This is a genomic window from Bacillus sp. IS1 (assembly GCF_032461585.1).
GTDB classification, from domain to species: Bacteria; Bacillota; Bacilli; order Bacillales; family Bacillaceae; genus Bacillus; species Bacillus velezensis.
This window is the reverse complement of record NZ_JAWCWR010000001.1, coordinates 1,482,345-1,504,782: the sequence shown is the minus strand read 5'-3', so window position 1 is coordinate 1,504,782 and position 22,438 is coordinate 1,482,345. Positions and strand designations below refer to the sequence as shown.

Below are 22,438 nucleotides of genomic sequence, written 5' to 3'. Positions count from 1 at the left end.
TCACAGCGTATGCAACGATATTTTATCGAGCTCACGAAGCAGGAGATGGACGAAACTCCTGATTTTCAAATCACGGGGGAAGACGTCCACCATATAGCGAACGTCATGAGAATGAGTGCGGGAGACCGGATTATCTGCTGTTCGAAAGACGGCCATGAAGCGTTATGCCTGCTTAAAGAGGTTTCTAAAGATCATATATCATGCAGCATTGCTGAGTGGACGGGTGAAAACCGTGAACTGCCTTTGAAGATCAGGATCGCAAGCGGCCTCCCGAAAGGCGATAAGCTTGAATGGATTATCCAAAAAGGGACCGAGCTGGGGGCAAGTATGTTCATCCCTTTTCAAGGCGCCAGATCCGTCGTTAAGCTTGACGATAAAAAGGCAAAGAAAAAACGGGAGAGATGGGCGAAAATCGCGAAGGAAGCGGCGGAGCAATCGTACCGCAATGAAATTCCCGAAGTGAAAACCGTTCATACGTTCCGGCAGCTGCTTGAAATGGCGGAGAATGTCGATAAATGTGTCGTTGCATACGAGGAGTCATCAAAGCAGGGAGAAACGGGCGCTTTCGCCGCGGAGCTCAAAAGCCTTCCGCAAGGTTCGTCTCTTTTAATCGTATTCGGCCCTGAAGGCGGTCTGACTGAGTCTGAAGTTCATCAGCTTTCAGAAAAAGGCGCCGTCTTATGCGGCCTCGGACCGAGAATTTTACGGACTGAAACTGCGCCTCTTTACGCGTTAAGCGCAGTTTCCTATCATACAGAGTTATTAAGAGGTGATCAGTAATGGCAACTGTTGCTTTTCATACCCTTGGCTGCAAGGTCAACCATTATGAAACAGAAGCAATCTGGCAGCTGTTTAAAGATGCGGGTTATGAACGAAAAGAATTCGAACAGACAGCAGATGTATATGTCATTAATACATGTACGGTAACAAACACGGGAGATAAAAAAAGCCGTCAAGTCATCAGACGGGCGATCCGCCAAAATCCTGACGGCGTCATCTGCGTAACAGGGTGCTATGCGCAAACCTCTCCGGCAGAAATTATGGCCATCCCGGGTGTTGACATCGTCGTCGGCACGCAGGATCGTGAAAAAATGCTCGGTTACATTGAGCAGTACAGGGAAGAGCGCCAGCCGATCAACGGCGTCGGCAATATTATGAAAGCACGCGTGTTTGAAGAGCTGGATGTTCCCGCTTTTACTGACCGCACAAGAGCGTCGTTAAAAATCCAAGAGGGCTGCAACAACTTCTGTACGTTCTGCATTATCCCTTGGGCGCGCGGCCTGCTTCGTTCCCGCGATCCGGAAGAAGTCATTAAACAGGCGCAGCAGCTGGTGGATGCCGGCTATAAAGAAATCGTCCTGACGGGGATTCATACGGGCGGCTACGGCGAAGATATGAAAGATTATAATTTCGCCAAGCTTCTCCGCGAGCTTGATACACGTGTAGAAGGACTGAAGCGGATCAGAATTTCATCTATTGAAGCAAGCCAAATCACTGATGAAGTGATTGAAGTGCTGGATGCGTCTGATAAAATCGTCCGTCACCTTCATATCCCGATTCAGTCAGGATCAAACACCGTTCTGAAACGGATGAGACGCAAATATACGATGGAATTTTTCGCGGACCGTTTAAATAAGCTGAAAGAAGCGCTGCCGGGTCTGGCCGTCACATCTGATGTCATCGTCGGTTTCCCGGGTGAAACGGAAGAAGAATTTATGGAAACATACCGGTTCATTAAAGAACATAAGTTTTCAGAGCTTCACGTATTCCCTTACAGTAAACGCACCGGAACACCTGCGGCCAGAATGGAAGACCAGGTTGACGAGAACGTGAAAAACGAACGGGTGCATAAGCTGATCGCGCTGTCTGACCAGCTTGCAAAAGAATACGCCTCCGATTATGAAGGAGAGGTTCTGGAAATCATTCCGGAAGAGGCGTTTAAAGAGTCTGATGAAGACGGCATGTTCGTCGGCTATACGGACAATTACATGAAAGTCGTCTTCAAAGGCACGGAAGATGTAATCGGCAAACTTGTCAAAGTCAAAATTCAAAAAGCGGGCTATCCGTATAACGAAGGACAATTCGTCCGCGTCGTTGAGGATGAAATGACCCGGAACATGCGCATGTCTTCATAACAGATAAAAAAACCGGTGCCTTCCCGCATCGGTTTTTTTACGGTTTCGGAGGAATCAGCCTGTCAATCAGCCGGTAAAACAAATGTGTGAACGGCAGAAACAATAAGGCGGTGACTACGTTAAATAACAGGCTGAAATGCGCAATCATCTGCGCGGGATCATCAGACAGGCGCTCCGTAAAACCTGCTGATGCGGACAGGAAGGGAAATACGAGCAGCACGCCGAGAATATTAAACACAACGTGAGCACCGGCGGTCTGTCTGGCGGCATAACCGCCTGAAACAGCAGCCATGACGGCCGTGACGCATGTCCCGATATTAGATCCCAGAACGACGCTGACCGCTTGTTCAATGCCGATCACCCCTTCGTTCATAAAACTCATCAAAATGCCGATGCAGACGGAGCTTGAATGAATGATTGCCGTCAATATCATACCGATAAAAAGAGCGGACCAGCTCGAATCATTCACATGTCGCAAAACCTCCGCCCCCGCCTTCATTTCTGTCAGCGGAACGGCGAGCCGGCTGAAGCATGTGATGCAAAAAAAGATGATGCCGAGACCGAGGAAGCTTATGCCGATCTGTCTGAACGGATATTTACGGATGAGGATAAACACAAGGCCTCCGATAAAAAGCACCCAAATGAGCACATCCATTTTTATGGCTAAAAACTCCGTCGTAAACGTGGAGCCGACATTCGTGCCGAGAATCATCGGAATGGTCCGTTTAAAAGATAAAGCGCCTGCGCTGACAAAGCCGATGACAATGACCATGAAGGCTGAGCTGCTCTGAAGAAAACCAGTGAATACGATGCTTATGAGAAAAGCTTTCAAAGGGTGGTCGGTAAATAAGAGCAGGCTCTTCTCAATTTTTGAATACGTTAATGCGATCAGCCCCTGCCTGAGCAGGCTCATTCCGAGTAAAAAAATCAGGATAAGTGCGGTAAAGAGAATCAGTATCATCAAATGAAACACCCCTTTCCATCATTATATAGACAAGCAGCCTTATTCATGACGGAAAAGTGAGCTCGCTTAGTTGACCTGACTGATGGCTTATATTATAATGTCAAAGTACATGTTTATATATGTATCTTTTTAAAGGTAGTCGATTGGTGTATTCGGAGGGAGGGAAAGAGAATGTCAAAAACGGTCGTTAGAAAAAACGAATCGCTTGAAGATGCTCTTCGTCGCTTCAAACGCAGTGTATCAAAGACAGGTACTTTGCAAGAAGCAAGAAAGCGCGAATTTTATGAAAAACCTAGCGTAAAGCGCAAGAAAAAGTCAGAAGCTGCTAGAAAACGCAAATTCTAAAAGAGGGTGGATTTATGAGTCTTCTTGAGCGACTTAACCAAGATATGAAGCTGTATATGAAAAGCCGTGAGAAAGACAAACTGACTGTCGTTCGAATGGTGAAAGCTTCACTTCAAAACGAAGCAATTAAGCTTAAGAAAGACAGTTTGACCGAGGATGAGGAACTTACTGTCCTATCTCGTGAACTTAAGCAACGTAAAGACTCCCTCCATGAATTTTCAAACGCTAATCGTTTAGATTTAGTAGATAAAGTTCAAAAAGAGCTGGACATTTTAGAAGTTTATTTACCGAAGCAGCTTTCTGAAGAAGAGCTGCAGACAATCGTAAATGAAACCATCGCTGAAGTCGGTGCGAGCTCCAAAGCGGACATGGGCAAAGTGATGAGTGCTATTATGCCTAAAGTAAAAGGTAAAGCTGACGGCAGCGTAATTAACAGACTTGTCAGCAGTCAATTATCTTAATTGACAAGAAAAAAGACATCTTTCCTAGAGAGATGTCTTTTTTTATACATAAAAAAATGAAACTAAAGTACATTTGTTACGTATATAAAGAAGAACGAAACGGGAAGGAGGGTATATTTGCCTTGTTCCGAAAAAAAACCGGAATTGCTGTTGCTCTATTGGGCTTATTTGTATTATCTTTATTAGGGGTTCAATTGAACGCGAAAGCTGATCACCCATCGGTTTATGTCATCCCGGTTGAGAAAAATGTCGAACAGGGGCTCGCCTCGTTTTTATCGCGTTCTTTCAAAGAAGCGAAGGAGTCCGGCGCGTCACACATTATTCTTGACATCAATACACCGGGAGGCGCCGTTCAATCAGCCTTGGATATTGCGGATATCATCGGCCGCGCGGATGTGCCTGTTACCGCTTACGTTAATAAACGGGCGCTTTCTGCCGGAGCGTATATAGCGCTTCAGGCAGATGTAATCTACATGGCGCCGGGCGGAAAAATGGGTGCCGCAGCCATCATCGACGGAAAAGGAAACGCGGCAGACAAAAAGGCCCAATCACTGTGGCATGCAGAAATGGAGGACGCAGCGGTTAAAAACAATCGAAATCCGAAATACGCCCTAGCCATGGCAGATCCCGCCATCAATGCAAAGGAAGCGGGCGCCCCAAAGGGAAAACTGCTGACACTGACAGCTGAAAAAGCCAAGGAAGTCGGATATTCGGAGGGCACGGTTTCAGACCTTGATGCTCTATATACAAAGCTCGGTTTTGACAAAGCGGATGTTCACCATGCAGAAGAAGGTTTTGTCGGCAAACTGGGCCGATGGCTGACAAATCCGTTTGTTGTCCCCGTCTTATTAACGCTTGCTTTGCTTGGTTTGACCATTGAATTGTTCTCGCCGGGCCTCGGGATACCGGGTGCCGTCGGACTGACGGCCATGCTGCTGTTTTTCACCGGGCATATCGCTGCCGGATTCGCCGGCTATGACAGCGTATTCTTATTTTGCGCGGGCTTGGTTTTTATCCTTTTAGAGATATTCCTGCCCGGAGGCATAATCGGTCTTATCGGTATTGCAGGCGTTATCGCGAGCCTCTTTCTCGCTGCGGGCAGCTTTACCGTAATGGCGGTTTCTCTCTTGATCGCCATTGCTGTGTCTATTACAGCCTTTATCATATTAACAAGGGTGTTGGGGAAACGAATGAAATTCTTTAAAAAATTAATATTAACTGATTCAACAAGCACGGAGAGCGGTTATGTTTCAAATCAGAACCGGACGGAGCTGTTGGGAAAAGTCGGCATTACCGCTACAGCCCTCAGACCGTCAGGCACCGTCATTATTGATGATGAACGTCTGGATGTCGTCTCGGAAGGATCATTCACTGAAAAAGACAGACAGGTGAAAGTAGTGAAAGCGGAAGGCTCACGCATTGTCGTGAGAGAAATATAGATGATAACCTTGAGGAGGAATTAGATGGAACTGTCAAGTTTGGCGATTTTAGCATTAGTTGCTGCTGCCATTATTGTGTTAGCCATATTCTTCACCTTTGTACCGGTGATGCTATGGATTTCGGCGCTTGCGGCAGGAGTCAGAATCAGCATTTTCACTTTGGTCGGGATGAGGCTGCGGCGCGTCATACCAAGCCGCGTTGTCAATCCGTTAATTAAAGCGCATAAAGCCGGCCTATCCGCAACAACAAATCAGCTCGAAAGCCATTATCTGGCCGGAGGTAATGTCGACAGGGTGGTCAATGCCCTGATTGCGGCACAGCGCGCCAATATTGAACTGACATTTGAACGCTGCGCAGCCATTGACCTGGCCGGGCGTGACGTATTGGAAGCCGTACAGATGAGCGTCAATCCGAAGGTCATTGAAACACCGTTTATCGCGGGTGTCGCCATGGACGGAATTGAAGTAAAAGCAAAAGCCAGAATCACGGTAAGAGCCAATATTGAGCGCCTTGTCGGAGGAGCGGGAGAAGAGACGGTTGTCGCCCGTGTCGGAGAAGGGATTGTCTCGACAATCGGTTCTTCACACAATCATAAAAAAGTGCTTGAAAATCCTGATATGATTTCGCAGACTGTACTTGGCAAAGGGCTGGATTCAGGCACCGCATTTGAAATTCTTTCGATTGACATTGCCGACGTTGATATCGGCAAAAACATCGGAGCGATTCTTCAGACGGATCAGGCAGAAGCAGACAAAAACATTGCGCAGGCCAAAGCCGAAGAGCGCCGCGCCATGGCGGTCGCCCAAGAGCAGGAAATGCGCGCTCGCGTAGAAGAAATGCGTGCAAAAGTCGTGGAAGCAGAAGCCGAAGTGCCGCTTGCGATGGCAGAAGCGTTGCGTGAAGGAAACATCGGCGTCATGGACTATATGAACATAAAAAATATCGACGCGGATACGGACATGAGGGATTCTATCGGCAAGCTGACGAATGACCAGCAAGATGAAGACCAACAATAACCTCTCTATTAAGGAGGGAGCCGCTATATGCACGAGATTCTGACAAATCCGCTCGTCATTGCCGCCGTCATCGGCATTATATCGGCAATATTCGGCAAGAAAAACAAAGATGAAAAACGTCCGCCGGGTACACGTCCCGGAAATCAGGCAAAAAAGCAGGATCAAAAACAGCCGCAGAAAGAGCATAAGCCGGAAGCGGAAGAATTGCCTGCCGTTTCAAAAGAGAACCCTTTTGAGCAAAAAAGAAGGGAAGCTGAAAAGCGCCTAGCGGAGACGGAGCAGATGTTTAACGGGATTGAACATAAGCTGACATCCGCACGCGCACGAAACGCGTCTCTGAAGAAATCAGCCCTCAAAATAAATAAAGAAACTGCGGTCCAAGGTATTATATTCAGTGAGGTTTTGGGTCCGCCCCGTGCAAAAAAACCGCACCGGACCATGCGGAACATCGGTAAAAAATAAAGTGTTAGAACCCCTTTTCAAATCATACATATGAGATGAAAGGGGGTTCTTTTTTATGGGGCAAAGAAAGAATCGTGTAAAGGCATGGCTGACAAGAGCATTGGAAATTCCCCCGGACGTTATGATGGATCTGCCTCGTATTACGATGGTCGGCAGACTTCATATCTACATAGAGAATCACAGAGGCCTCCTGCTGTTCAGCGAAGAAGAAGTCAGGCTGATGCTCAAGCAGGGGCAATGTATCATATCAGGAAAAAACTTGGTCATTAAGGCAATCCTTCCTGAGGAAATTCTTTTGGAAGGCACGATAGATCACGTACGATATGTCGATTCATAAAGCCGGGGGGAAATAATGTGAAAAACAAATGGCTGTCATTTTTTTCAGGTAAAGTCCAAGTAGAAGTTAAAGGAAAAGGGATTGAACGGCTGCTGAATGAATGCACGAGAAACGGAATCGCCATCTTTGCGGTGAAAAAAAAGCAAGACTGTGTCCTGCTGATGATTCAGCTTCAGGATGTACATGCTTTCAGAAGAGTCATCAGAAAACATGAATGCAAAGCAAGCTTTACAAAAAGAAAGGGTCTTCCCTTTCTGCTTCTCAAATCAAAATTAAACCTGGGCTTCACTGCGGGATTTGTGATATTTTTTGTTATATTGTTTCTTTTGTCCAACATGATTTGGGAAATTGATATTAAAGGGGCCAAGCCCGAAACCGAGCATCAGATGGTAAAGCACCTTGAAGAAATCGGTGTGAAAAAAGGCCGTTTGCAATTTTTAATGATGACGCCGGAGAAAATTCAAAAATCATTAACAAACGGTATCGATAATATTACGTGGGTCGGTGTGGAATTGAACGGGACAGCCCTTCATATGAAAGTTGTCGAAAAAAACGAACCGACAAAAGAAAAGTACGTGAGCCCCCGCCATATCGTTGCCAAAAAGAAGGCGGTCATCAAAAGGATGTTCGTGCAAAAGGGGCAGCCGATGGCTTTTGTCAACGATCATGTTGACAAAGGACAGCTCCTCGTCTCAGGACTGATCGGAAATGAAGACCGGAAAGTCGCCTCAAAAGCGGAAATTTACGGAGAAACATGGTACAAGTCAGAAGTAACCGTGCCTCTTGAAACATCATTTACGCTATATACGGGTAAAGTAAGGACGAAGCACAAGCTGTCTTTCGGATCATGGGGCGTGCCTTTTTGGGGCTTTGAATTTAATGAGAAGCCGCTGAAACATCCGAAAACAGAGGAAGAAAAGCATCCGTTTCAATTTCTGGGGATGAAGCTTCCGGTTTCTTACGTTCAAGAACAGACAAGAGAAAGTGAAACATCCGTGCGGACTTATACGAAAGGCGAAGCGGTTCAGGCCGGTATCAAAATGGGAAGACAAGATGTAGAAAAGCGATTAAACGGCAACGGAGAGGTGGAAAGTGAAAAAGTTTTGCACCAATCCGTTGAGAATGGTAAAGTAAAGTTGATTATTCTCTACCAAGTTATAGAAGATATCGTTCAAACCACACCTATTGTTCAGGGAGACTAAAGAATGGCAGAACATTTACTTGCGATTAATCACAAACTGAAAAGCCCGGACGAAGCACTTTCTTTGTTCGGCAGCCAAGATGCTTTTTTGCATTTAATGGAGAAGGATCTGGGCATTAGCCTCATCACACGCGGTGAAACCATTTACGTTTCCGGGAATGATGAAACATTTGAGATCGCTGACAGATTATTGGGCTCGCTCCTTACTTTAATTCGCAAGGGGATCGAGATTTCGGAACGTGATGTGCTGTATGCCGTGAAAATGGCAAAAAAAGATGAACTGGACTATTTTGAAAGCATGTATGAAGAGGAAATAACGAAAACGGCAAAAGGCAAACCGATCCGTGTCAAAACCATCGGCCAAAGAGAATATGTGGCGGCGATGAAGAAAAACGACATGGTGTTCGGCATCGGGCCGGCGGGAACCGGCAAAACTTATTTGGCGGTCGTAAAAGCGGTGCATGCTTTAAAAAACGGCCACATTAAAAAAATCATTTTAACAAGACCCGCTGTGGAAGCCGGCGAGAGCCTCGGCTTTCTGCCCGGAGATTTAAAGGAAAAAGTAGATCCTTATCTGCGCCCGCTGTATGACGCGCTCCATGATGTGCTCGGAAGCGACCATACGGAGCGTCTTATGGAAAGAGGGGTTATCGAAATCGCCCCGCTTGCCTATATGAGAGGGCGGACGCTTGACGACGCGTATGTGATTCTTGATGAAGCCCAGAATACCACTCCCGCTCAAATGAAAATGTTTTTGACGAGATTGGGTTTTGGCTCTAAAATGATCATTACGGGCGACGTAAGCCAAATTGACCTGCCGAAAGGCGTCACATCGGGACTTGCAGTAGCGAAGGACATGCTGAAGGACGTAAACGGCATCTCCGTGATTGAACTTGACCAGACAGATGTGGTCAGGCATCCGCTTGTTGCAAAAATTATTGAAGCTTATGATAAGCAAAAGTAATGCAAAAATGACCCGATCTCCCGTTATCGGGTCATTTTTATATGATGTGTTCCTGATGTTTCAGGGAGGAGGTTCTTGTTTTGAAAAAGAAGGGAAAGGGCAAAAGCGCCCGGGAACGGTTCCGCAGTTTCAGACATGCCCGCTCAGCCCATGTGCTGCTGTACCTGCTGCTTTCAGCGATCATGTTTGGTTTGCTCTTTATTCATGTAAAACCTGAATCACTTAATTTGGATTTGTTTGCAGTCAGTGATAAGACGATTTACGCGCCCGCCACAGTGGAAGATCAGCAGGCGACGGAATCGAAAAAGCAGGCGGCCGAAGATGCGGTGGAAGATCAATACACTCTGAAAAAAGGCTATACCGACAACCGGCTTGACCTGATTACTTCCATTTTTGACAGCCTCGGCGAAGTGAAAAAAGATGCGGAAAAAGACAAAAAGTCACCTTCGGAAAAATCACTGGTAAAATCGGTGAAAAACAAGCTGACACAGGATGTCAATGAATCCGTCTCGGAAGATGCCATTAAATCGCTTCTCCATGCAAACAATGAAGATTTCTCATTTGTGAGGGATTCCGTCATTACCGCGGTGAATACGGTGATGAGCAGTGAAATTCCTTCTGAAAAGCTTGCCGAAGCGAAGGATAAGGTCGCAAAAGAGCTGAAAAGCGCTTCTGTGCCGTCAAAATATTTAGCGGCTGCGACTGAAATCGGAAAATACGCGGTCATCCCGAATTACGTGTTTGATCCGAAAGCGACGGATGAAAAACGCCAGGAAGCGTCAGACAGCGTCCAGCCGGTACAGATCAAACAAGGACAGGTTCTCGTGGAAGAGAATGATCTGATCGACCGGGAAGTATACAGGAAGCTCGAACTGACGGGGCTTTTGAATAATTCCAACCTGTTAAAACCGATCAGCGGTCTCCTTCTGATGATCGGGCTGTTTATTGCCACGCTTGTCTACTATTTTGAGAAACAGCAGCAGGAGCTTAAGCTGAAAAATAAATCTCTTTTGCTGTTTTCTATCATTACAACGCTTATTCTCGTCATTATGGAAGTCGTCAGTCTCTTTCAGAAGATTGAATACACCAATATCGGCTATCTTGTGCCGATCGCCGCCGGCGCGATTTTAATCAGGCTGCTGCTCAATGAAAGGCTCGCCATTTTAGGAAGCATCATTCTGGCGATCTGCGGCAGTATGATGTTTAATCAGGGTGTGACGGGAACATTTAATTACGTCATCGGCATTTACTATTTAATCAGCAGCATTTCAGGCATTCTGTTTCTGGGAAAACATAATGCGAGATCAAAAATATTGCAGGCGGGACTGTTCGTCTCATTTATTAATATGATTATCGTGCTGTCGCTTTTATTAATACAAAATACGGCGCTGTCACCGGTTGAAATCGGAACGCTGATGCTGATGGGGGCCGTCTCGGGACTTGCTTCATCCGTTCTGATTATCGGTCTGATGCCGTTTTTTGAGACGGGATTCGGCATTCTTTCAACGATGAGGCTGATTGAACTGTCTAATCCGAATCATCCCCTGCTTCGAAAGATTTTAACGGAAACACCCGGTACATATCATCACAGCGTCATGGTGGCAAATCTGTCGGAAGCGGCTTGTGAAGCCGTAGGGGCAAACGGTCTTTTAGCACGGGTCGGAGCGTATTATCACGATCTCGGCAAAACGAAACGTCCGCAATATTTTATTGAAAATCAGATGAATATGGATAATCCGCATGACAAGCTGTCTCCGCAGCTCAGCAAAAATATCATTATCGCACATACGACAGACGGTGCGAATATGCTCAGAAGCTATAAGTTTCCGAAAGAGCTTGTGGATATCGCGGAGCAGCATCACGGAACGTCCCTTTTGAAATTCTTTTATTATAAAGCGAAAGAAAAGGGCGACCAGATTACAGAGAAAGAGTTCCGCTACCCGGGGCCGAAGCCGCAATCGAAAGAAGCGGCTATTATCTCAGTGGCCGACAGCGTTGAAGCCGCCGTCCGTTCCATGCATAATCCCAATCCCGAGCGGATCGAAAAACTGGTGCGGGGAATTATATCCGATAAGCTTCAGGACGGACAATTCTCAGAATGTGATCTCACGTTCCGAGAACTGGATACGATCGCAAAAACACTATGTGCGACGTTAAAAGGAATTTTCCACTCCCGGATTGAATATCCGGAGGCTACGAAGAAGGTGAAATAAATGGGTTTACTCATAGATATTGTTGATGAAACGAACAGCGTCTCAGCTGATGCGCTCCAAGAAGTGGAGAAGCTGCTCCAATTCGCGGCGGAAAAAGAAGGCGTTCAGGATCAGGCTGAAGTATCGGTCACGATTGTGACAAATGAAGAAATCAGAGAAATCAACAGAGACTACCGGGGAAAAGACACTCCGACTGACGTCATTTCGTTTGCGCTTGAAGAAGAAGGCGAGGACGAGGTTGAAATCGTAGGCGCCGACATGCCGCCTGTTTTAGGAGATATTATCATCAGCGCAGACAGAACGAAAGAGCAGGCGGAAGAGTACGGCCATTCGTTTATGAGAGAGCTCGGTTTTCTGGCCGTCCACGGCTTTTTGCATTTGCTTGGCTATGATCACATGACAAAAGAAGAAGAGGAAGAAATGTTTTCAAAGCAAAAGGATTTGCTGGATGAGTATGGACTCACGAGATCATAAAAACGAGTGGAGCAGGTTCCTGAAGAGCTTTGTCCATGCATGGAGGGGAATCTGGAAAACGGCGCGGTCAGAGCGGAATTTTCAATTTCATATTACCGCGGCCTGCGCCGTTATCGTTTGCGGTTTTCTCACCGGGCTGAGCACAGCCGAATGGGCCGTTGTTTTGGTGCTGATCGGAGGGATGCTTGCTTTGGAGCTTTTAAATACGGCGATAGAGCATGTTGTGGATTTAGTTACCGATCAGTATCACCCGCTCGCAAAAGCGGCAAAGGACGCGGCCGCCGGAGCCGTTTGCGTCTTTGCCGTGATATCGTGTATCATTGGTTTACTCATCTTCTTGCCGAAGATATGTTAGCAGAAGATTCTTACAATTATTTTACATTGCCAAAAATGGGCGTGAAAAACCAATCATAATTATGTAAAATAAAAGTGACAGCGGTATCATACAGGATAAAGGTAAGAGAGGAATTAAGTACACATGAACAGACAAGAATTGATTGCAGAAGCATTAAAAGCGCGGGACACAGCGTATGTGCCGTATTCAAATTTCAGAGTGGGAGCCGCTCTTCTTACCAAAGACGGAAAAGTGTACAGAGGCTGCAACATTGAAAATGCGGCATACAGCATGTGCAACTGTGCTGAACGCACGGCGATATTCAAAGCTGTTTCCGAGGGGGATACGGAATTTGCGATGCTCGCCGTGGCTGCCGATACTCCGGGACCGGTTTCGCCGTGCGGAGCCTGCAGACAAGTAATTTCCGAGCTGTGCTCAAAGGATATGCTTGTTATTCTGACCAACTTACAAGGACAAATAAAAGAAATGACTGCGGAAGAATTATTGCCGGGCGCATTTTCATCGGAGGATTTACATGACGAACGAAAGCTTTAAATCAGGATTTGTATCTATCATCGGAAGGCCGAATGTAGGAAAGTCTACCTTTTTAAACAGGGTCATCGGTCAAAAGATCGCCATCATGAGCGACAAACCCCAGACGACAAGAAATAAAGTCCAAGGGGTGCTGACAACTGGCACGTCGCAGACCATTTTTATTGATACACCGGGCATTCACAAACCAAAGCACAAGCTTGGCGACTTTATGATGAAAGTGGCCCAGAATACGCTGAAAGAAGTTGACTTGGTGTTATTTATGATTAACGCCGAAGAAGGGTACGGAAAAGGCGACGAGTTTATCATTGAAAAGCTCGGACAGACGTCCACGCCGGTCTTTCTGATCGTAAACAAAATTGATAAGATCCACCCCGACCAGCTGCTTCTTTTAATTGATGAGTACCGTACGCGCTATCCGTTTAAGGAAATCGTGCCGATCTCAGCTTTGGAAGGGAACAACGTCGAAACCCTTCTCGCGCAGGTTGAAGCGTATTTACCGGAAGGGCCTCAGTTCTATCCGAGCGATCAGGTGACTGACCATCCCGAGCGGTTCATTATTTCTGAACTGATCAGGGAAAAGGTGCTCCATCTGACAAGGGAAGAAGTGCCGCACAGCATCGCTGTCGCTATCGAGTCCATTAAAGGGCAGGAAAACGGCTCCGTCCATGTCGCCGCCACGATTGTGGTCGAGCGGGATTCTCAAAAAGGCATCGTCATCGGCAAAAAAGGAGCGCTTCTGAAAGAAGTCGGCAAAAGAGCGCGGGCTGATATTGAAGCTCTTTTGGGTTCGCGCGTTTACCTGGAATTATGGGTGAAAGTGCAGAAGGACTGGCGGAATAAAATGTCTCAGCTGCGTGATTTCGGCTTCAAAGAGGATGAATATTAATTCATCTAAGGCGCATGCCTGAGGTGTGAGATTACCTCACAGAAGCAGGGATTCGTTAGCAAAATTTGTTTAACATGAAAAGGAGGACATCAGGTCAAGATAAGGGTAAGAATTTGGATTGCAAAAGCTAGTTTAATGATGAAAGGTGGGTTTTTTGTGTTGAATTTTACCTGGAACGTATTTTCTCAAACAGGAAGTGTTGATACGTACCTTCTTTTTAAAGAACTGGAAAAAGAGAACCTGGAAAGACCCGAAGAACCGGAAGATGAGCTAGCCCGAATTGATTTTCCAATTTTGTAAACCTCTTGGCCCCTCCCGTTGTTGGAAGGTGCGGAAATGCTGACTAAATGTGAAGGAATCGTGCTCCGTACGAATGACTACGGGGAGACGAATAAAATCGTGACATTGCTGACGAGGGAACACGGCAAAATCGGCGTCATGGCAAGGGGCGCCAGGAAGTCAGCCAGCCGGCTGTCAGCAGTCAGCCAGCCGTTTTTGTACGGGTCATTTTTAATGCAAAGAACATCCGGACTCGGCACGCTTCAGCAGGGTGAAATGATTCTCAGCATGAGAACGATCAGAGAAGATTTATTTTTGACGGCGTATGCCGCTTTTATCGCTGAACTCACTGACAAAGGAACGGAAGAGAAGAAACCGAACCCCTATTTATTCGAATTGATTCTCGAATCCTTTAAGAGGCTGAATGACGGGACTGACCCGGACGTGATCACCTTCATCGTGCAGATGAAAATGCTCGGCGTCATGGGGCTGTATCCGGAGCTGAATCATTGTGTCCACTGCAAAAGCGGGGAAGGGACGTTTCATTTTTCGATAAGAGATAACGGGTTTATCTGCCACCGCTGCTTTGAAAAGGATCCGTACAGAGTTCCGATTTCGCCGCAAACGGCAAGGCTGCTAAGGCTTTTTTATTACTTTGATATCGGAAGGCTCGGCAGCGTCTCGTTAAAACAGGAAACCAAAAACGAAATTAAACGGGTCATTGATCTGTATTACGAGGAATACTCAGGACTTTATTTAAAGTCAAAACGGTTTTTAGACCAGATGGAAAGCATGAAGAACCTTTTGGATGAAAACAAAAGTTGACATTCTGCCCATCTTTTTATATGATCATTTATTATAAAATATGTTGCAGTGACAGAAAGAAGTACTTGCGTCCAACTCATACAAGCGACCTTAGGGCAGTGTAAGCTAAGGATGAGCGCGCAACGAAAGGCATTCTCGAGCAACCCTTTAAAAAGAGGCTGAGTGATTCACATCCTCAGCAACTAGGGTGGAACCGCGGGAGAACTCTCGTCCCTATGTTTGCGGCCGGCAAGCATAGAGACGGGAGTTTTTTGGTTGCCGCCGCACTTGTAAAAGAATGGAGAAAGTGGAGGTGCTTGAAATGAACATTCAAGATATGATTTTAACCTTGCAGAAGCACTGGTCGAATGAAGGCTGTGTGCTCATGCAGTCGTATGATGTAGAGAAAGGCGCAGGCACAATGAGCCCGTATACATTTTTACGAAGCATCGGGCCGGAACCGTGGAGAGTGGCTTACGTTGAGCCGTCCAGACGGCCTGCGGACGGACGGTACGGTGAAAACCCGAACAGGCTCTATCAGCATCACCAATTCCAAGTCATTATCAAGCCGTCGCCTGATAACATTCAAGAGCTTTACCTTGATTCATTGCGTGCGCTCGGCATTGACCCGCTTGAACATGATATCCGTTTCGTAGAAGACAACTGGGAAAACCCGTCTTTAGGCTGTGCAGGTCTCGGCTGGGAAGTATGGCTTGACGGGATGGAAATTACTCAGTTTACATACTTCCAGCAGGTGGGCGGAATTGAATGTAAACCGGTATCTGTTGAGATCACGTATGGTATTGAACGTCTCGCGTCATATATTCAGGACAAAGAAAACGTCTTTGATCTTGAATGGACGTCAGGATTTACTGTGAAAGATTTATTTATGATGGCTGAATATGAGCATTCCGTTTATACTTTTGAAACATCTGACGTGGATATGCTTTTCCGTTTGTTCAGCACCTATGAAAAAGAAGCGATCAGACAAATGGATAACGGGCTCGTGCATCCGGCCTATGATTATGTGCTGAAATGCTCTCACACATTTAATCTGCTCGATGCAAAAGGCGCGATCTCGGTGACAGAGCGGACGGGTTATATCGGCCGTGTCCGCAACTTAGCGAGAAAAGTGGCAAAAACGTATTATGAAGAACGGGAAAAATTAGGGTTCCCAATGCTTAAAGAGGAGGGCTCTTCCCATGAGTAAACAAGACTTGCTTTTAGAGATCGGACTCGAGGAAATGCCGGCGCGGTTTTTACATGACAGCATGGTGCAGCTCGGTGAAAAGCTGACCGGCTGGCTGGCTGAAAAAAATATCGCCCATGGCGAAGTGAAACTTTTTAATACGCCGAGACGTCTGGCAGTATATATAAAAGACGTAGCAGAAAAACAGGCTGATATTCAGGAAGAAGCAAAAGGCCCTGCGAAAAAAATCGCTCTGGATGCTGACGGAAACTGGACAAAAGCCGCTATCGGATTTTCAAAAGGCCAAGGCGCCGGAGTGGATGACCTGTATATAAAAGATGTAAACGGCACGGAATATGTCTTCGTTCAAAAATTCCAGGCGGGACAAGAGACGAAGACACTTTTACCGCAGCTGGAAAATTTGATTGCCGGAATGCATTTTCCGAAAAACATGCGCTGGGGCACGCAGGATCTGCGCTATATCCGTCCGATCAAATGGATTGCCGCCCTCCTTGGAAAAGATGTCATTCCGTTTGAAATCACAAATGTCGAGACGGGCCGGAACACGCAGGGACACCGCTTTCTTGGCCAAGAAGTATCTGTTGATGCGCCGTCATCATATGAAAAGCTGCTGAAAGAACAAAGCGTCATTGCTGACCCGAAAGAACGCAAACAAATGATCCAAAGCCAGCTGGATGCGCTTGCGGCTGAGAAGAAATGGAACATTCCGATCGATGAGGACCTGCTGAACGAAGTCAACCATCTGGTGGAATACCCGACGGCGCTTTACGGATCTTTTGAATCCGAGTTTCTTTCTATCCCTGAAGAAGTGCTTGTGACAACAATGAAAGAGCATCAGCGCTACTTCCCGGTAAAAGATGAAAACGGGAATCTGCTGCCTCATTTTATTACGGTAAGAAACGGGAACAGCCATGCAATTGAAAATGTTGCCCGCGGAAACGAGAAAGTGCTGAGAGCAAGGCTTTCAGATGCTGCGTTCTTCTACAAAGAAGACCAAAAGCTGAACATTGATGAAAACGTGAAGAAACTGGAAAATATCGTTTTCCATGAAGAGCTCGGCTCCCTTGGAGATAAAGTAAGAAGAGTGGCCGCCATTGCGGGCAAACTTGCCGTCCGCCTGAAAGCGGATGAACAGACGCAAAAACTTGTGAAGCGCGCCGCAGAGATTTCTAAATTTGACCTGGTTACACATATGATCTATGAGTTCCCTGAGCTTCAAGGCGTAATGGGAGAAAAATATGCGCGCATGCTCGGTGAAGATGATGCCGTCGCTGCCGCTGTCAATGAGCACTATATGCCGAGAGCGGCCGGGGGAGAAGTGCCTTCAACCTTTACCGGCGCGGTCGTGGCGTTAGCTGATAAACTGGATACGATTGCTTCCTTCTTCAGCATTGACGTAATTCCGACAGGTTCTCAGGATCCGTACGGATTGCGCCGTCAGGCAAGCGGCATCGTTTCCATTCTGATCGACCGCAATTGGGGCATTTCGTTTAAAGAGCTGCTGTCATTGACAGAAACGGAAAAAGAAAATGAGCTCCTCGATTTCTTTACACAGCGTCTGAAATACGTCTTAAACGCTGAAGACATCCGTCATGACGTTATTGAAGCCGTTCTGGACAGCACAGAGCTTGAGCCGTATGCAGCCGTTCATAAGGCAAGAGTGCTTGAGAAGCACCTCGGCACACCCGGCTTTAAAGAAACGGCTGAATCACTCGGCCGGGTTATCTCCATCAGCAAAAAAGGCGAGAGCCGCGATATCAAGCCGGATCTGTTTGAAAATGAACAGGAGAAAAAGCTGTTTGACGCTTATCAAAAAACAAAAGACAGTGTCGCGGAAAGCTTTGCCTCCAAAAACTATGAACAGGCGCTTGATGTGCTCAGCGGATTAAAGGAGCCGATTGAAGACTACTTTAATCACACGATGGTAAATGCGGACGATGAAGCATTAAAAACCAACCGTTTAGCGCAAATGACCGCTCTTGCAGATGTGATCAAGTCTTTTGCTAATATGAATCATCTTATTGTAAAATAAAGAAAAAGACGGTTGCTGTGTGATCGGCAATCGTCTTTTCCCCTTTTACATAAACATCACAGAATGAAAACATAGATAAAGAAACCCTTCCATAAAGGTGGTGAGTACGATCGAATTAAATAAACGGCAAGAACAAATTTTACAGATTGTAAAGGAAAACGGCCCGATTACCGGCGAGCATATCGCAGAACAGCTCAATTTAACGAGGGCCACGCTGCGGCCGGACTTGGCCATACTCACCATGTCAGGCTTCTTAGAGGCCCGTCCGCGGGTCGGTTATTTTTATACGGGGAAAACGGGAAATCAGCTGCTTGCGGATAAACTGAAAAAGCTGCAAGTGAAAGATTTTCAATCGATCCCTGTTGTCATCAATGAAAATGTCTCGGTATACGATGCCATCTGCACCATGTTTTTAGAAGATGTCGGCACGTTATTTGTCGTAGATCGTGATGCTGTCTTAGTCGGTGTGCTGTCACGCAAAGATTTGCTGCGGGCGAGCATCGGCCAGCAGGAACTTGCCTCAATACCTGTTCATATTATCATGACAAGAATGCCGAATATCGCCGTCTGCCGGCGTGACGATTATGTGATGGACATCGCCAAGTATTTAATTGAAAAACAGATCGATGCCCTGCCCGTTATTAAAGATACGGATAAAGGCTTTGAGGTCATCGGCCGGTTTACCAAAACGAATATGACTAAGATACTTGTCAGTTTATCAGAAAATGAAATCATATAAGCTTGAAAACTAACGGGGGGATAACATGGACAATCGCATCATTTATGTAGTATCAGACTCAGTCGGAGAAACCGCCGAACTCGTTGTAAAAGCCTCGCTCAGCCAGTTTAACGGCTCAGCCGATGATACGCATATCAGAAGAATACCTTATGTGGAAGATATCGGCACCATTAATGAAGTCGTGTCTCTCGCCAAAGCGGACGGCGGCATTATTTGTTTTACGCTCGTTGTTCCTGAAATACGCAAATACCTGGTTGAACAAGCGGAAAAAGCGAATGTGCTGTATTACGATATTATCGGTCCGCTCATCGATAAAATGGAATCGGCTTACGGTCTGACCGCCAAATATGAACCGGGCCGCGTCCGCCAGCTTGATGAAGATTATTTCAAAAAGGTCGAGGCGATCGAGTTTGCCGTCAAATATGACGATGGCAGAGATCCAAGAGGCATTTTAAAAGCCGATATCATCCTGCTCGGGGTATCCAGAACGTCTAAAACCCCATTATCACAATATCTTGCCCATAAGCGTCTGAAAGTGGCCAATGTGCCGATCGTTCCTGAGGTCGATCCGCCGGAAGAACTGTTCAGCGTTGATCCGAAAAAATGCATCGGCTTAAAGATCAGCCCTGATAAACTGAACCATATACGAAAAGAACGGTTAAAATCTCTCGGCTTAAATGACAAAGCCATTTACGCCAATATCAACAGAATTAAAGAAGAGCTGGAGTATTTTGAGAAAATCGTGGACCGGATCGGCTGCCAAGTCGTTGACGTTTCGAATAAAGCGGTCGAGGAAACAGCGAACATCATTCATCATCTCAAAACAAAGGGCCGATAACTCAGGACGCTTTATCCTGGGTTTTTGGGTATGCAAATAGGGAATAAACAAAAAGGATGGCATCTTCGCGAAGTTTGTATTATAATAAAAAATTGTGATAAAATGTTTATTTTTAGGTTTAAGCTTCGTGTGATACGAATAAACTATTATGGGTAAGATGTCAAGAATAACTCCCGGAAATTTTTCGACAAAGCTCAAAATAGATCCGCAGTCATGGAGCATATGCGATTTCGCTTGTTTTTATGCAGGAGATTGATGGAGGGATGGAGAATTAGTCTTCTAAATGAAAAAGAAAAGACGATTTTTGTCGATGCAGACGCATGCCCCGTAAAAGAGGAAATAATGCTCATTGCATCGCAATTCAGCGTTCGGGTTATTTTCGTCGCATCATTTGAACACTACCAGCTTTCCAGAAGCAAAGACGAGAACTGGGTATACGTTGATCCTCATAAAGAAGCGGCGGATTTATATATCGCAAACCATGTGAGATCGGGAGACGTCGTAGTCACGCAGGATATCGGTTTAGCCTCTCTTTTGCTGAACAGAAATATTGCCGTCTTATCGGAAAGGGGCCGTTCTTATACTGAAGACACGATTGACTTCGCTCTGATGAGCCGTCATATGTCAGGCAAAATGAGAAGAAGCGGCATTCATTCCAAAGGACCTAAAAAATTAAATAAAGAAGATCGGAATCGATTTGTTACCCTGCTTAAAAAAATCCTGTCGAATGATGAAGGGATTTCAAATCAAAACATCGAATAATGTACGACGGAGTGTTATAAGATGGGAAACCGCATACCAGATGAAGTAGTTAATCAGGTGCAGCAGTCAGCAGACATTGTTGAAGTCATAGGTGATTATGTCCAATTGAAAAAGCAAGGCCGCAACTACTTTGGGCTCTGTCCGTTTCACGGGGAAAACACGCCCTCGTTTTCCGTCTCCAGCGATAAGCAGATCTTTCATTGCTTCGGATGCGGTGCGGGCGGGAACGTTTTCTCTTTCTTACGGCAGATGGAAGGCTATTCATTTACGGAAGCTGTTTCTCACCTTGCGGATAAATATCAGATTGATTTCCCTGATGATATAACGATTCACTCTGCATCCAGGCCGGAATCTTCCGGAGAGCAGAAGATGGCGGAAGCCCACGAGCTTCTGAAGAAATTTTACCATCATTTGCTAATAAATACAAAGGAAGGCCAGGAAGCGTTAGATTACCTTTTATCAAGGGGTTTTACGAAAGAGCTCATAGATGAGTTTGAAATCGGCTACGCGCTGGATTCCTGGGATTTCATGACGAAATTCTTGAAAAAGCGCGGTTTTGAGGAAGAACTGATGGAAAAAGCGGGTCTGCTGATCAGAAGGGAAGACGGCAGCGGGTATTTTGACCGTTTCAGAAACAGAATTATGTTTCCCATTCATGATCACCACGGAGCCGTGGCGGCTTTTTCAGGAAGGGCGCTCGGAAGCCAGCAGCCGAAATATATGAACAGCCCGGAAACGCCGCTGTTTCATAAATCTAAGCTGCTGTATAACTTTCATAAGGCGCGCCTGCCGATCAGAAAAGAGGAGAGAGCCGTTCTGTTTGAAGGCTTCGCTGACGTCATATCCGCCGTCAGCTCAGGCGTAAAAGAAAGTATCGCCACAATGGGGACATCGCTCACCGAAGAACATGTGAAAATCCTCAGGAGAAATGTTCAGGAGGTCATTCTCTGCTATGATTCGGATAAAGCCGGGTACGAAGCTACGCTGAAAGCGGCCGGCCTGCTCCAGAAAGCCGATTGTAAGGTAAGAGTAAGCATGCTGCCTGACGGGCTTGATCCTGATGATTATATCAGAACCCGGGGCGGAGAAAAATTCCGGACCGATATCATTGATGCAAGCGTTACGGTCATGGCTTTTAAAATGCAGTATTTCCGCAAAGGGAAAAACTTATCTGACGAAGGAGACCGGCTCGCTTACATGAAAGAAGTGCTGAAAGAAATCAGCGCTCTTTCAGGGTCGCTTGAGCAGGAAATGTATGTGAAGCAGCTCGCCTCGGAATTTTCTCTTTCGGTAGAATCTTTGACGGAACAGCTTTCCATCTACGCCAGACAAAACGCCCCCGGCGACAAAAACGCCGAACCGCAGACAAGACGGGCCCGGGTGACGACAAAAGCGAAACGGCGCCGTCTCCGTCCCGCCTATGAGAACGCGGAAAGACTTCTGCTCGCTCATATGCTGAGAGACCGAAACGTCATAAAGAAAGTGATTGAGCGTGTCGGCTTTGAATTTAACATTGACGGACATCGTGCGCTGGCAGCATACCTGTACGCTGTTTATGAAGAGGGTGCTGACATGACGCCGCAGCATCTTATGGCGAGAATGCAGGATGAGGAAATCAGCCAGCTGCTTTCAGATATAGGGATGCTCCAAGTAAACGAGGAGCTCTCAGAGGCCGAGTTATCCGATTACGTAAAAAAAGTGTTGGATCACCGAAAATGGTCAATGATAAAGGAAAAAGAAGCAGAAAGAGCAGATGCGGAGAGGCAGAAAGACTTCGTGAAAGCTGCGTCTCTGGCTCAAGAAATTGTTGCATTGAACCGATCATTAAAGTAACACCAAAAAGAGGCTTGCGTTCTGATTGGCAATGATTCCTTGCGGAGGAGCAAATAGATCGCTTAACCTCATCATGAATTGTCATTTATTATCCGCAGCCCTGCATGCTGAAAAAGAGAGAAGGCTTCCGGGTCGGATAAGAAACATACCGCTT

Annotated in this window: 23 protein-coding genes and 1 pseudogene; 23 read left to right on the top strand and 1 reads right to left on the bottom strand. The window is 46.3% G+C overall.

Features of this window, described 5'->3' with window-relative positions; genetic code table 11:
• The first annotated feature begins 9 nt into the window (after positions 1 to 9).
• Both RUW00_RS07240 and mtaB read left to right on the top strand, forming a co-directional pair.
• Positions 10 to 780 carry a 16S rRNA (uracil(1498)-N(3))-methyltransferase gene (locus tag RUW00_RS07240; RefSeq protein ID WP_007408275.1) on the top strand — a complete coding sequence of 257 codons (771 nt, stop codon included), beginning with the start codon at positions 10 to 12 and terminating at the stop codon, positions 778 to 780.
• The gene (gene mtaB / locus RUW00_RS07235; protein WP_014305444.1) at positions 780 to 2,135 is read left to right on the top strand and encodes a tRNA (N(6)-L-threonylcarbamoyladenosine(37)-C(2))-methylthiotransferase MtaB; all 1,356 of its coding nucleotides are present in this window, start codon (positions 780 to 782) and stop codon (positions 2,133 to 2,135) included. Before RUW00_RS07240 ends, mtaB begins: the two co-directional genes overlap by 1 nt.
• A 37-nt stretch (positions 2,136 to 2,172) precedes the next feature.
• Here the strand turns inward: mtaB and RUW00_RS07230 are convergent, their stop codons facing one another.
• The gene (locus tag RUW00_RS07230; protein WP_021494332.1) at positions 2,173 to 3,099 is read right to left on the bottom strand and encodes a Na/Pi symporter; all 927 of its coding nucleotides are present in this window, start codon (positions 3,097 to 3,099) and stop codon (positions 2,173 to 2,175) included.
• Positions 3,100 to 3,270: 171 nt separating this feature from the next.
• On the opposite strand from RUW00_RS07230, the gene rpsU reads away from it, so the two are divergent.
• The 21 genes and pseudogenes from rpsU (at position 3,271) to dnaG (ending at position 22,284) form a co-directional block, all read left to right on the top strand.
• The gene (gene rpsU, locus RUW00_RS07225; protein WP_003152957.1) at positions 3,271 to 3,444 is read left to right on the top strand and encodes a 30S ribosomal protein S21; all 174 of its coding nucleotides are present in this window, start codon (positions 3,271 to 3,273) and stop codon (positions 3,442 to 3,444) included.
• A gap of 14 nt (positions 3,445 to 3,458) precedes the next feature.
• Positions 3,459 to 3,905 carry a GatB/YqeY domain-containing protein gene (locus RUW00_RS07220; protein WP_007408278.1) on the top strand — a complete coding sequence of 149 codons (447 nt, stop codon included), beginning with the start codon at positions 3,459 to 3,461 and terminating at the stop codon, positions 3,903 to 3,905.
• 122 nt (positions 3,906 to 4,027) lie between these two features.
• Positions 4,028 to 5,344, top strand: coding sequence for an NfeD family protein (locus RUW00_RS07215; protein WP_280145322.1), 1,317 nt, complete (start codon positions 4,028 to 4,030; stop codon positions 5,342 to 5,344).
• Positions 5,345 to 5,368: 24 nt separating this feature from the next.
• Positions 5,369 to 6,361 carry a flotillin-like protein FloA gene (gene floA / locus RUW00_RS07210; protein ID WP_014418409.1) on the top strand — a complete coding sequence of 331 codons (993 nt, stop codon included), beginning with the start codon at positions 5,369 to 5,371 and terminating at the stop codon, positions 6,359 to 6,361.
• A gap of 27 nt (positions 6,362 to 6,388) precedes the next feature.
• The gene (locus RUW00_RS07205; protein ID WP_053284933.1) at positions 6,389 to 6,823 is read left to right on the top strand and encodes a hypothetical protein; all 435 of its coding nucleotides are present in this window, start codon (positions 6,389 to 6,391) and stop codon (positions 6,821 to 6,823) included.
• Positions 6,824 to 6,878: 55 nt separating this feature from the next.
• Positions 6,879 to 7,160 (top strand): sporulation protein YqfC, encoded by a 282-nt coding sequence (yqfC, locus tag RUW00_RS07200; RefSeq protein WP_003152966.1) that lies wholly within the window; start codon positions 6,879 to 6,881, stop codon positions 7,158 to 7,160.
• A gap of 17 nt (positions 7,161 to 7,177) precedes the next feature.
• A pseudogene (gene yqfD / locus RUW00_RS07195) lies at positions 7,178 to 8,402 on the top strand (sporulation protein YqfD).
• Complete coding sequence (locus tag RUW00_RS07190; protein ID WP_007408283.1) at positions 8,366 to 9,325, top strand: PhoH family protein; 960 nt, start codon at positions 8,366 to 8,368, stop codon at positions 9,323 to 9,325. The pseudogene yqfD and the gene RUW00_RS07190 overlap by 37 nt, the downstream one beginning before the upstream one ends.
• A gap of 80 nt (positions 9,326 to 9,405) precedes the next feature.
• Entirely contained in the window at positions 9,406 to 11,538 is a 2,133-nt protein-coding gene (locus tag RUW00_RS07185; RefSeq protein ID WP_280145320.1) for an HD family phosphohydrolase, read from the top strand.
• Positions 11,539 to 12,012, top strand: coding sequence for an rRNA maturation RNase YbeY (ybeY, locus tag RUW00_RS07180; RefSeq protein ID WP_003152973.1), 474 nt, complete (start codon positions 11,539 to 11,541; stop codon positions 12,010 to 12,012).
• Positions 11,993 to 12,367, top strand: coding sequence for a diacylglycerol kinase family protein (locus RUW00_RS07175; RefSeq protein ID WP_003152974.1), 375 nt, complete (start codon positions 11,993 to 11,995; stop codon positions 12,365 to 12,367). Before ybeY ends, RUW00_RS07175 begins: the two co-directional genes overlap by 20 nt.
• 123 nt (positions 12,368 to 12,490) lie before the next feature.
• Positions 12,491 to 12,901, top strand: a complete 411-nt coding sequence (locus RUW00_RS07170) for a cytidine deaminase (protein WP_003152976.1) — start codon at positions 12,491 to 12,493, stop codon at positions 12,899 to 12,901.
• Positions 12,882 to 13,787, top strand: a complete 906-nt coding sequence (era, locus tag RUW00_RS07165) for a GTPase Era (protein WP_280145319.1) — start codon at positions 12,882 to 12,884, stop codon at positions 13,785 to 13,787. Before RUW00_RS07170 ends, era begins: the two co-directional genes overlap by 20 nt.
• A 156-nt stretch (positions 13,788 to 13,943) precedes the next feature.
• Positions 13,944 to 14,087 carry a YqzL family protein gene (locus RUW00_RS07160; RefSeq protein WP_007408286.1) on the top strand — a complete coding sequence of 48 codons (144 nt, stop codon included), beginning with the start codon at positions 13,944 to 13,946 and terminating at the stop codon, positions 14,085 to 14,087.
• Between the two features lie 36 nt (positions 14,088 to 14,123).
• The gene (gene recO, locus RUW00_RS07155) at positions 14,124 to 14,891 is read left to right on the top strand and encodes a DNA repair protein RecO (protein ID WP_007408287.1); all 768 of its coding nucleotides are present in this window, start codon (positions 14,124 to 14,126) and stop codon (positions 14,889 to 14,891) included.
• 301 nt (positions 14,892 to 15,192) lie between these two features.
• On the top strand, positions 15,193 to 16,080 hold the full coding sequence (gene glyQ, locus RUW00_RS07150) for a glycine--tRNA ligase subunit alpha (protein WP_094031841.1): 888 nt from the start codon (positions 15,193 to 15,195) through the stop codon (positions 16,078 to 16,080).
• Positions 16,073 to 18,112, top strand: a complete 2,040-nt coding sequence (gene glyS, locus RUW00_RS07145) for a glycine--tRNA ligase subunit beta (protein WP_280145318.1) — start codon at positions 16,073 to 16,075, stop codon at positions 18,110 to 18,112. The genes glyQ and glyS overlap by 8 nt, the downstream gene beginning before the upstream one ends.
• A 100-nt stretch (positions 18,113 to 18,212) precedes the next feature.
• Positions 18,213 to 18,851 carry a transcriptional regulator CcpN gene (gene ccpN, locus RUW00_RS07140; protein ID WP_003152989.1) on the top strand — a complete coding sequence of 213 codons (639 nt, stop codon included), beginning with the start codon at positions 18,213 to 18,215 and terminating at the stop codon, positions 18,849 to 18,851.
• Positions 18,852 to 18,876: 25 nt separating this feature from the next.
• On the top strand, positions 18,877 to 19,689 hold the full coding sequence (locus RUW00_RS07135; protein ID WP_017418169.1) for a pyruvate, water dikinase regulatory protein: 813 nt from the start codon (positions 18,877 to 18,879) through the stop codon (positions 19,687 to 19,689).
• Positions 19,690 to 19,944: 255 nt separating this feature from the next.
• Positions 19,945 to 20,451, top strand: coding sequence for a YaiI/YqxD family protein (locus RUW00_RS07130; RefSeq protein ID WP_014418404.1), 507 nt, complete (start codon positions 19,945 to 19,947; stop codon positions 20,449 to 20,451).
• A gap of 21 nt (positions 20,452 to 20,472) precedes the next feature.
• On the top strand, positions 20,473 to 22,284 hold the full coding sequence (gene dnaG, locus RUW00_RS07125) for a DNA primase (RefSeq protein WP_007408290.1): 1,812 nt from the start codon (positions 20,473 to 20,475) through the stop codon (positions 22,282 to 22,284).
• Positions 22,285 to 22,438 lie beyond the last annotated feature (154 nt).